We start from the raw sequence: 9281 nt of genomic DNA on the forward strand, positions 1-9281 counted from the left end.
CAAAACGAAGCGGCCCCGGCACACGCCAGGGCCCCCTCCTTCACTCCTCCGTGCTCAGCACCGCCAGAAACGCCTCCTGCGGCACCTCCACCGTGCCGATCTGCTTCATGCGGGCGCGGCCCTTCTTCTGCTTTTCCAGCAGCTTCTTCTTGCGGGAGATGTCGCCGCCGTAACACTTGGCGAGCACGTCCTTGCGGTAGGCCTTCACCGTCGCGCGGGCGATGATCTTGCCGCCGATGGTCGCCTGCACGGGCACCGGGAACATCTGCCTCGGGATCACCTCCGCCATCTTGTCCACGATCTTGCGCCCCAGCGAATACGCCTTGTCCTCGTGGACGATGACGGCGAGCGCGTCCACCACCTCGTTGTTCACCAGAATGTCCACCTTGCGCAGCTCGCCCTCGCGGTAGCCGATCTGCTCGTAGTCCATGCTGGCGTAGCCGCGCGAGATGGACTTGAGGCGGTCGTGGAAGTCGTAGAGGATTTCGGCGAAAGGCACCTCGTAGATCAGCTCCACCCGCTTGCCGACGTAGTTCATGGTGACCATCGAGCCCCGGCGTTCCTGGAGAAGCTGCATCACCGGGCCGACGTACTCCTCGGGGAGCATCACCGAGAGCTTGATGTACGGCTCCTCGACGGTGGTGATCCGGTCGCGGGTGGGGAACTCGGCGGGGTTCTGCGTCTCGAAGACGGTGCCGTTCGTCAGCGTCACCCGGTACACCACGGCGGGCGCGGTGGCGATCAGGTCGAGGTCGTACTCGCGCTCCAGCCGCTCCTGGATGATCTCGGCGTGCAGCAGGCCCAGGAAGCCGCAGCGGAACCCGAAGCCCAGCGCCTCCGACGTTTCGGGCTCGAAGTTGAAGGCCGCGTCGTTGAGCTTGAGCTTTTCGAGCGCCTCGCGGAGCCGCCGGTAGTCCTCGGTGTCGGTGGGGTACAGGCCCGAGAAGACGACCGGCTGGGCGGGCTTGAAGCCGGGGAAGGGCTCGGGGGTGGGGCGGTCCTTTTGCGTCACCGTGTCGCCCACCTGCGCGTCGTGGATGTCCTTGATGCCCGCCGCGACCCAGCCGACCGCGCCCGCCGGGAGCGACTCGCCGACCACCAGCCCCGGCGTGAAGGTGCCCACCTTGTCCACGTCGAAGGTCTTGCCCGAGTTGACGAGCATGATGGGCTGCTTCGGAGCGAGGGTCCCCTCCAGCACCCGCACGAAGAGGATCACGCCCTGGTAGGCGTCGTAGAAGGAGTCGAAGATCAGGGCCTTGAGGGGGGCCGCCGGATCGCCGGGAGGAGCTGGGATGCGCTCGACAATCGCCTCCAGAATCTCGTCCACGCCCTGCCCGGTCTTGCCCGAGGCGAACACGGCGTCCTCCGCGGGAATCCCGATCACGTCCTCCAGTTCCTTCGCCGCGCCTTCCGGGTCGGCGGCGGGGAGGTCGATCTTGTTGACGACGGGGACGATCTCCAGGTTGTTGTCGATGGCGAGGTAGGCGTTGACGATGGTCTGCGCCTCCACCCCCTGCGAGGCGTCCACGAGCAGGAGCACGCCCTCGCACGCGGCCAGCGAGCGGGAGACCTCGTAGTTGAAGTCCACGTGGCCGGGCGTGTCGATCAGGTTGAAGGTATAGTCCTCGCCGTCCGCGCGTTTGTAGGTGAGCCGCACCGGGGTGGATTTGATGGTGATGCCGCGCTCGCGCTCCAGTTCGAGCGTGTCGAGCGTCTGGTCGCGCTTGTCGCGCTCGCCCATCGCGCCCAGCCGCTCCAGGATGCGGTCGGCGAGCGTGGACTTGCCGTGGTCCACGTGGGCGATGATGGAGAAGTTCCGAACGTTCACAAAGAGCAGTGTAGCGGGGGGCGAAAGGGGCAAATAGGACGCGCCCCGGCGGGGGAGTTCTACAGTTCACCCATGACCCGCCCTCCCCGCTCCCTCGGCTACCAGACCGACCTTGCCCTCCTGCGCCTGGAGGGGGCGCAAGTTGAGGAGGCAGACGGCTACAGCGTCGTTCGCACGCCCGGAAACCCGACCTTCTGGTGGGGGAACTTCCTGCTGCTGGACGCTCTGCCCCAGCCCGGCAGCCTGGAAACGTGGCTCACTCGTTTTCGGGAGGCACACCTGCACGCTGATCACGTGACCTTCGGCGTGGACACGACCGACGGAGTGCTGGACGACCGCGCCGCCTCCGAGTTCGTAGCGGCGGGCTTCACCACGTTTCGCAACACCGTCCTGACCGCCTCGCAGACCGCGCTGCACCGCCCCCTGCCGCCCGGCGTGACCCTCCGCCCCCTCGACTCGGAGGCCGACTGGGAGGCCGCGCTCGACCTGCGCCTCGCCGTGAACGCCGCCGACTCGCAGGCGCACGAGGAGGTGGGCTACCGGGTCTTCGCCGCCCGCAAACTCGCCGCCCTGCGCTCTGCCGGAGAAGCCGGGCACGGGGCCTACTTCGGGGCGTTCGAGGATGGCCGGATGCTCGCGGGCCTCGGCGTGTACGACGCGGGGCGGGGAGTCGCCCGCTATCAGAACGTCGAGACGCACCCGGAGGCGCGGAGCCGGGGGCTGGCCGGGAATCTCGTCCACCGCGCGGGGGAGTGGGCGTGGGACCACCTCGGTGCCCGGACCCTCGTGATCGTCGCGGACCCCGAGTATCACGCGCAGCGGCTCTACGAGCGGGTGGGCTTTCGACCGGCGCAGGTGCAGCTCGGCCTGGAACGTTCACCTGCCCAGCGATAAAAGCCCGCCCCCGGGTGGAGGCGGGGTGGGGAGGGCCGACCTTACTTGCCTTCTTCGAGCGCGGCGGCGTGGTAGCGGTTGGCGAGAATGAAGAAGGTGGGCGCCCACAACCCCACGAAGATGCCGAAGCGTTCGCCGTGGGAGCGTTCCTCGTGGGAGTTACCCTGCCCGCCCTGGGTGAACCAGATGACGATGGACCCCAGGATCGAGGCGAGTCCGGCGAGGGTGAGCAGGTTGGCGAGGTTGCGGTTTTGCATGGTGCGGCTCCTTTGCCAGTCACGTCCCCGGCGGGACATGCACGCGGCAGGCCCCCTGCCCGGCGCACGGCGGCCCACCCGCGTGGATGGGCCCACTGTGAAAGGCGGCGGGTCCCAACTCTGCGGGATGTGAGACAAGTCACCGTAGACCCGAGGTGGATGAAGGCCCGCTCAAGGCAGGCGGTCGCCGTCCGTGCCGGGGAGGGCCGCCTCCCCGCCCAGCCGCCGGGCGACCGGCGCGAAGCTGCGGCGGTGCTGCGGGCTCACCCCCAGCCGCTCCAGCGCGGCGCGGTGGGCGGGGGCACCGTACCCCTTGTGCCCCGCGAACCCGTAGCCGGGGTGCTCGGCGTCGAGCTCGGCCATCAGACGGTCGCGCTCCGTCTTGGCGAGGAGGCTCGCCGCCGCGACGGTGTAGCTCAGGGCGTCGGCGCGGGGCGGCCAGAGGAGGGGCAGGGGCGTGCTCAGACGCAGGTAGTCGGTGATGAGGGCCTGGGGGGGCGGGTCGAGGCGCGCGAGGGCCCGCCCGGCGGCGGCGTGCGTCGCGCCCAGGATGTTGAGCCGGTCGATCTCCTCCGGCCAGGCGTGCTCGACGGCCCAGGCGAGCGCCACCCGCCGGACGTCCGCCGCCAGGGCCGTTCGCTCATGCGCGGGAAGCTGTTTGCTGTCCCGGAACGGCAGCTCGGTCGCCCCCCCAGGCAGGATCACCGCCGCGACCGTCACCGGGCCCGCCCAGGCGCCGCGCCCGGCCTCGTCCACCCCGGCGACCCGGAAGTACCCCCGGCGCCAGTGCTCGCGCTCGAAGGACCAGTCGGGGGTGACGCTCGGGGCGGGCATGGGGGGCAGCGTAGCACCGCCCCTCCTGCCGAATGGACCGGGCCGGGTCTACTGGGCGGCGTAGCGCGTCAGGCCCGTGTAGCGCATCACCCGACCGCTGCCGGGGGCGCCGACGCCGTTCTCGGCCACGAAGGCGTCCCCGTCTGCGTTAAAGGCGATGGAGGTGGGGTAGTTCAGGCCGCTCAGCACCGTTTCCCGGTCGCCGTTCGTCCCCAGCCGGATCACCGAGCCCGCGTTGGCGACGAAGGGGTTGCCGCCTGAAGAGGCGTCGAAGCGTCCGAAGGACACCGCGTAGAGTTTGCCGTCCGGCCCGCGCTCCACGTCGGTCAGCATGGTCATCCCGGTGGCGAAGTCGCTCACCGCGCCGCCCGAGACCCTCACGACCCGCGCCGCGCCGGAGGGGAAGGGCCCGCCGCTGAGCAGCGAGACGTAGAGGCTCCCGTCATTCCCGAACGTCACCCCGGTCGGCACCGACTGCGCGCCCGTCCCCGTGAGGCCCGCGAGCGAGGCGACGAGGCTCACCGCACCCGACGCCGGATCGACCCTGAACAGGGCGTTGGCCCCCGCGTCGGCCACGTAGAGCTGGCCGTCCGGCCCCGCCGTCAGCCCGTAGGGGTGGGTGTCGATGCCGCCCTGCTCGGGGGGCACCCCGTCGGGGTTGGTGGCCGCCTCGAAGGCGAAGATGTTGGCGACCTCCTGCGACCCGCCTTCCCCGACGCGCAGCACCGCGGCCACCTTCGCGGGTCGGGGGACCGAGAAGGCGGCGTTCCAGACCCCGTTGCCGACGTAGACGTTCGATCCGATCACGGCGATCTTGCCGCCCCCCGTCGGGCCGATGCCGGGGACGTTGACCGACGGGTTGGACGCCACGACACTCTGGGTGCCGTCCGGAGCCACCCGCACCACCCGCGCCGTGTCGCCGTAGTTGGCCTGGGCCGGGCCCCCGGGCCCCACCGCCGTGAAGGTCGTGTTCCCGCCCAGGCCGTCCTCGCTGACCCACACGCTGCCGTCCCCGGCGACGTAGACCCCCTGCGGACCGTTCAGGCCGCTCGCCACCAGCCTCGGCGGCGTCTGCGCGGTGGGGGCCTGGGTACACCCCACGAGGAGTCCCCCCAGCACGAGGGCGGCGAGTGGGGAGCGGGCGGAGAACCTGCGGGCCGAAGATGAGCGCATACGAGCCTCCATTCCCTACGGCGAGCGACCACACCCGCCGAACAGGACACCAAGCCAGATCACACGCGTTGAGGGAATCTTTATCCTCCGGGCGCCCAAGGTCCATTCATTCGACGTTTAACGTCTGCTCCGAAAGGGAGGAGGACAGAGTTAAGCCCCGCCTTCGAAGCGGGGCGCCAACACCGACTTCACCCGGTCGGTTGAATTTTGAGACACCCTCAAGGTAAGGGCCGCCCGGTCAGTTCACATGGGGGTTGCGTCAGGGCGCCTTCATGGAGGTCGCCCGGGCCGGGCGGGCGGGTGGGCCTTTCTCCCCGGCCTGTGATAGACGGTGGGGCGTGACGGTGACATGGTAAGGGGGGCAGGGTGACGGGGGGCAGGCGGCAAAAGATCAGGTTCCAGCGTCCGGCGGGCGCGGGTCAGGGGGCGCCGCCCTCCCAGGCGGAAGCCGGGACGTACTTCGACGTGCGGCCCGCCCTCCTCCCGGAGCGGCTAGGCGGCCTGCACGCCCTCACCAAGCCGGGGGTGCGCGGGTGCCCCGAGGTGGACGCGGCCCAGGCGCTCCTCGCCGTGACGATGCGCAAAGGCCGGGTGCGCGGCGACGTGCTCGACCTCACGGCGATGGGCGGCCTCCTCGCGTCTTTGCCCGGCGTGACCCTGCGCGCGGTGGAGGGCTCGGCCCCGGCCCTGAGCGCGCTGCGGGCGGCGGGCCTCGACCCCCTCGCCGCCGTGCCGGGCGACGACCTGCGGGAACGCTGGCCCGAGCGGGCGAGGACGGTGGCCCTCGTGCTCGCGGGGGACCGGGGGAACGCCTATGCCCTCGCCCAGGTGTCGTGGGCGCACGCCTGCACCCCGCCGGGGGGCACCCTTTACCTCGCCGGGGACCGCGACAAGGGATTCGACCGCTACGTGCGCGCCGCGGGCAAGGCCTTCGGCACGGGAGAGACCGTCGCCCGCGACGAGGGGATGCGCGTCGCCCGCCTCGTGCGGCGGCCCGCCCCCACCCCCGCCCCGCCCGAGCCCGAGCGGTACGAGGCCTTCGGCGTGCGGGTCGTCGGCCTGCCGGGCGTCTTCAGCGCGGGGCGCCCCGACAAGGCGACCTCGATGCTCCTCGGGGCGCTCGGGGGGCTCGATCTTGCGGGCAAACGGGTGCTCGACCTGGGCTGCGGCACCGGGTTGATCGGGGCGTGGGCGGCGAGCCGGGGGGCGGCGGTGACCCTGGTGGACGGCGACCTCCAGAGCGTGCGCAGCGCGGCGGCGACGCTGGCCGAAAACGGCCTCACGGGCGAGGTGATCCACAGCGACGTGGACGCCGAACTCGGGGAGCGCACCTTCGACGTGGTGCTCACCAACCCGCCCTTCCACGTTGGGCGCGGCGTGGTGCTCGACGTGGCGCGCGAATTCATCGCCGCCGCCGGGCGACGGTTGAACCCGGGCGGGTCGCTCTTCCTCGTCGCCAACGAGCCGCTGCCGTACGAGGCGCCGCTGCGGGCGCTCGGCGAGGGGCGCGAACTCGCGCGGGAGGGGGGCTTCAAGGTCCTGGCCGTGACGCGGGCGGGGTAGGCGGGAACCCCCCGGGCGGGGGCCACGTATTCCTGTTCCTGCCCGCCTACCCGTCGCCCCCGGCCCGCGCCCGAAGGTGAGGCAGGTCCGAATTCGGAAAGGGTGTTTGCTAGACTGACGCGTTCCGGCCCCGGCCCCCGTGCCGACGCACACGAGCAGTTCGCACTCAAGAGCCACAGGAGCACGCATGGCAGAACCCACCCGCGCCCGCGCCCGCAGCAAGGTCACCCCGCCCCCCGCCCAGGGCGGCGCCCCCGTGACCGAAGACGCGCCCGCCGAACACGTCCAGTCCCCGCTGTCCGCCGACGACGGGGCCCAGACGCCTGCCACCCCGGCGCTCAAAGCGGCCCCCAAAGCCAAGGCCGCCCCGAAAAAGACCGCGGCGCCGCCCGCCGACCCGGCGGAAGAGGGGGAAGGGCCCGTGGGCGACCCACCGGCCCCCGAGGACACCGCCGCCGCGCCCGCCGCCAAGGCCGCCCCGGCGAAGAAGGCGGGAGGCAAGGCCGCCGCGCCCGCCAAAGCGGCCCCCAAGGGGGGCCCCGCCGAGAAGCCGTACTACGCGCACCCCAGCATCCAGGAACTCCTGAAGGCGGGCCGCGCGGCGGGCGTGCTGTCGAGCGAGGAGATCGCCGCGGCCCTCTCGGTCGCGCTGGAGGCGAGCGGGCTCGACCCCGAGAGCGCGGAGGCCTTCGAGGACCTGCAACTCTTCCTCGCCGCCCAGAGCATCGAGGTGCAAGACCTCGACGACGAGGACGAGGAGCTGGAGGAGGGGGAGGAGGTCGCCGCCGCCGGGCCCGCCGAGGGCGCCGACGAGGAGGAGCGCTACTTCGACGACATGCCGCGCGCCGTCTCCAACGACCCCGTGCGGCAGTACCTGCACGAGATCGGGCGCGTGCCCCTGCTCACCCTGGAGGAGGAAATCGCGCTGGCCCGCCGCATCGAGGAGGGCGAGGAGGCGCGCAAGACGCTGGAGGAGGAGCCCGACCTCGACGACCGGGCCCGCCGCCGCCTGATGCGCCAGACTGAGGACGGCGCCGCCGCCCGCCAGGGCCTGATCGAGGCCAACCTCCGCCTGGTCGTCTCCATCGCCAAGAAGTACACCGGGCGCGGGCTGGGCTTTCTCGACCTGATTCAAGAGGGCAACCAGGGCCTGATCCGCGCGGTCGAGAAGTTCGAGTACCGCCGCCGCTACAAGTTCTCGACCTACGCGACGTGGTGGATTCGCCAGGCGATCAACAGGGCCATCGCCGACCAGGCCCGCACCATCCGTATCCCGGTGCACATGGTCGAGACGATCAACAAGCTCACCCGCACGGCGCGGCAGCTCCAGCAGGAACTCTCGCGCGAGGCCACCTACGAGGAGATCGCCGAGGCGATGGGTCCCGGCTGGGACGCGAACAAGGTCGAGGAGGTGCAGAAGGTCTCCCAGGAGCCCGTCTCGCTGGAGACCCCCATCGGCGACGAGAAGGACTCCTTTTACGGCGACTTCATCCCCGACGAGAACCTCGACTCCCCGGTGGACAACGCCGCCAAGACGCTGCTCTCCGAGGAGCTGGAAAAGGCCCTCTCCAAGCTCACCGAGCGCGAGGCCTTGGTGCTGAAGTTCCGCAAGGGGCTGGTCGATGGCCGCGAGCACACGCTCGAAGAGGTCGGCCAGCGCTTCAACGTGACCCGCGAGCGCATCCGCCAGATCGAGAACAAGGCGCTGCGCAAGCTCAAGTACCACGAGAGCCGCACCCGCAAGCTGCGCGACTTCCTCGACTGAGCGTCCGGCAGACCGCAGACCCCCGCCCGCGTGGTGGGGGCTTTTTTGCTGTGTGCCCCAGGTCGTCCCACCCTCCCGCCGGGCACGCTAGCCTGGCAGGCATCGAAGCCGCGCCCGCCTCCACCCCCCCGCGCCGCCCCTGGTGGGCCGACCGCACCACGCTGCTCGTCCTCGTGCCTATCGTGGGCGCCGCGTGGCTGCCGTGGTGGGCGGTGCTCGGCTTCGCCTTGGCCCTCGCCCTGACCCGGCGGGAGGAGGACGCGCGGACGGTGCGGGTGCCGCTCCTGCTGCTGGGGGGCGGCGTGGGGGTGGTGCCGCTGCTGCCGGGCCTGCTCGGGCCGGAGGGAGCGCTGGCCTTTACCCGCCTGGTTCTGACCGTGCTCGGCGGCGTAGTCCTGATCTCCCTGACGCTGGCCGAGCTGGAAGGGGGAAGGACAATGAGGGGGCTGGGCGGCCTCGCCGCGCTCCTGCTCCTCGGGCCCCTGCTCGGGCCGATGTCGCCGCTGGGTCTGGCGCTGGGCGTGCTCGCGTTGCCGCTGGTCCTGCTGGGCGCGTCCGGCGCGGAGGAACGGCCCCCCCTGCGGCTCGGCGGCGGCGGGTGGGCGGCGGGGAGGGTCCTGGGCGCCGGTCTGCTCGCGGCGGCGGTGGTGGGCCTGCTCACCCTCGCCCTGCCGGGGGCAGGCGGCAGGCGGGAGGCGACCCGGACGCCGCCCCCGACCACGGTGCAGGAGCGGCAGGAGGTGGCACCCATCCCGCCCCGGGGCGCCCTGCCGGGAAGACCGCGGACCGTGCCCCCCGCCGCCGCCCGCGGCGCCCCGACGACGACGGGCACCGACCTCGTGCTCCTCGGCGGCCTGCTCTTCATCCTGTCGCTGGCCTTCGCGCTGTGGCGGATGGGCGGACGGGTGCGGGCGGGTCCCCTGCGCGTCCGGTGGTGGGAGGTCGCCGCCCTCCTCGGCCTGCTGCT

At 71.9% G+C, this 9281-nt stretch carries 8 protein-coding genes; 4 read left to right on the plus strand and 4 right to left on the minus strand.

Going from position 1 to position 9281, the window contains the following annotated elements:
- Positions 1-40: 40 nt before the first annotated feature.
- Positions 41-1861 (minus strand): translation elongation factor 4, encoded by a 1821-nt coding sequence (gene lepA, locus A7B18_RS16140; protein WP_102127725.1) that lies wholly within the window; start codon positions 1859-1861, stop codon positions 41-43.
- Between the two features lie 39 nt (positions 1862-1900).
- On the opposite strand from lepA, the gene A7B18_RS16145 reads away from it, so the two are divergent.
- Positions 1901-2722, plus strand: a complete 822-nt coding sequence (locus A7B18_RS16145; protein ID WP_102127726.1) for a GNAT family N-acetyltransferase — start codon at positions 1901-1903, stop codon at positions 2720-2722.
- A 41-nt stretch (positions 2723-2763) separates the two neighbouring features.
- Here the strand turns inward: A7B18_RS16145 and A7B18_RS16150 are convergent, their stop codons facing one another.
- The 3 genes from A7B18_RS16150 to A7B18_RS16160 all read right to left on the minus strand — a co-directional run bounded on the left by A7B18_RS16150 (position 2764) and on the right by A7B18_RS16160 (position 4986).
- On the minus strand, positions 2764-2979 hold the full coding sequence (locus A7B18_RS16150; RefSeq protein ID WP_102127727.1) for a hypothetical protein: 216 nt from the start codon (positions 2977-2979) through the stop codon (positions 2764-2766).
- 171 nt (positions 2980-3150) lie between these two features.
- Positions 3151-3813, minus strand: coding sequence for a ribonuclease HII (locus A7B18_RS16155; RefSeq protein WP_102127728.1), 663 nt, complete (start codon positions 3811-3813; stop codon positions 3151-3153).
- A 48-nt stretch (positions 3814-3861) separates the two neighbouring features.
- Positions 3862-4986: a ScyD/ScyE family protein gene (locus A7B18_RS16160; RefSeq protein WP_180970197.1), complete on the minus strand. Its 1125-nt coding sequence runs from the start codon at positions 4984-4986 to the stop codon at positions 3862-3864.
- 366 nt (positions 4987-5352) lie between these two features.
- Between A7B18_RS16160 and A7B18_RS16165 the strand changes: the two genes are divergently transcribed.
- The 3 genes from A7B18_RS16165 to A7B18_RS16175 form a co-directional block, all read left to right on the plus strand.
- Complete coding sequence (locus A7B18_RS16165; RefSeq protein WP_180970198.1) at positions 5353-6549, plus strand: methyltransferase; 1197 nt, start codon at positions 5353-5355, stop codon at positions 6547-6549.
- Between the two features lie 187 nt (positions 6550-6736).
- Positions 6737-8314: an RNA polymerase sigma factor RpoD gene (rpoD, locus tag A7B18_RS16170; RefSeq protein WP_180970199.1), complete on the plus strand. Its 1578-nt coding sequence runs from the start codon at positions 6737-6739 to the stop codon at positions 8312-8314.
- Between the two features lie 50 nt (positions 8315-8364).
- A partial coding sequence (locus tag A7B18_RS16175) for a hypothetical protein (RefSeq protein WP_219722146.1) occupies positions 8365-9281 on the plus strand: 917 nt, incomplete at its 3' end.

Source organism: Deinococcus planocerae, from assembly GCF_002869765.1.
Taxonomy (GTDB): Bacteria; Deinococcota; Deinococci; order Deinococcales; family Deinococcaceae; genus Deinococcus; species Deinococcus planocerae.

Bases quoted from the DNA above. Each gene is read 5' to 3' on its own strand.
- A7B18_RS16150 (WP_102127727.1), bottom strand. From the start codon at position 2,979: ATGCAAAACCGCAACCTCGCCAACCTGCTCACCCTCGCCGGACTCGCC.
- A7B18_RS16145 (WP_102127726.1), top strand. From the start codon at position 1,901: ATGACCCGCCCTCCCCGCTCCCTCGGCTACCAGACCGACCTTGCCCTC.
- rpoD (WP_180970199.1), top strand. From the start codon at position 6,737: ATGGCAGAACCCACCCGCGCCCGCGCCCGCAGCAAGGTCACCCCGCCC.
- A7B18_RS16155 (WP_102127728.1), bottom strand. From the start codon at position 3,813: ATGCCCGCCCCGAGCGTCACCCCCGACTGGTCCTTCGAGCGCGAGCAC.
- A7B18_RS16160 (WP_180970197.1), bottom strand. From the start codon at position 4,986: ATGCGCTCATCTTCGGCCCGCAGGTTCTCCGCCCGCTCCCCACTCGCC.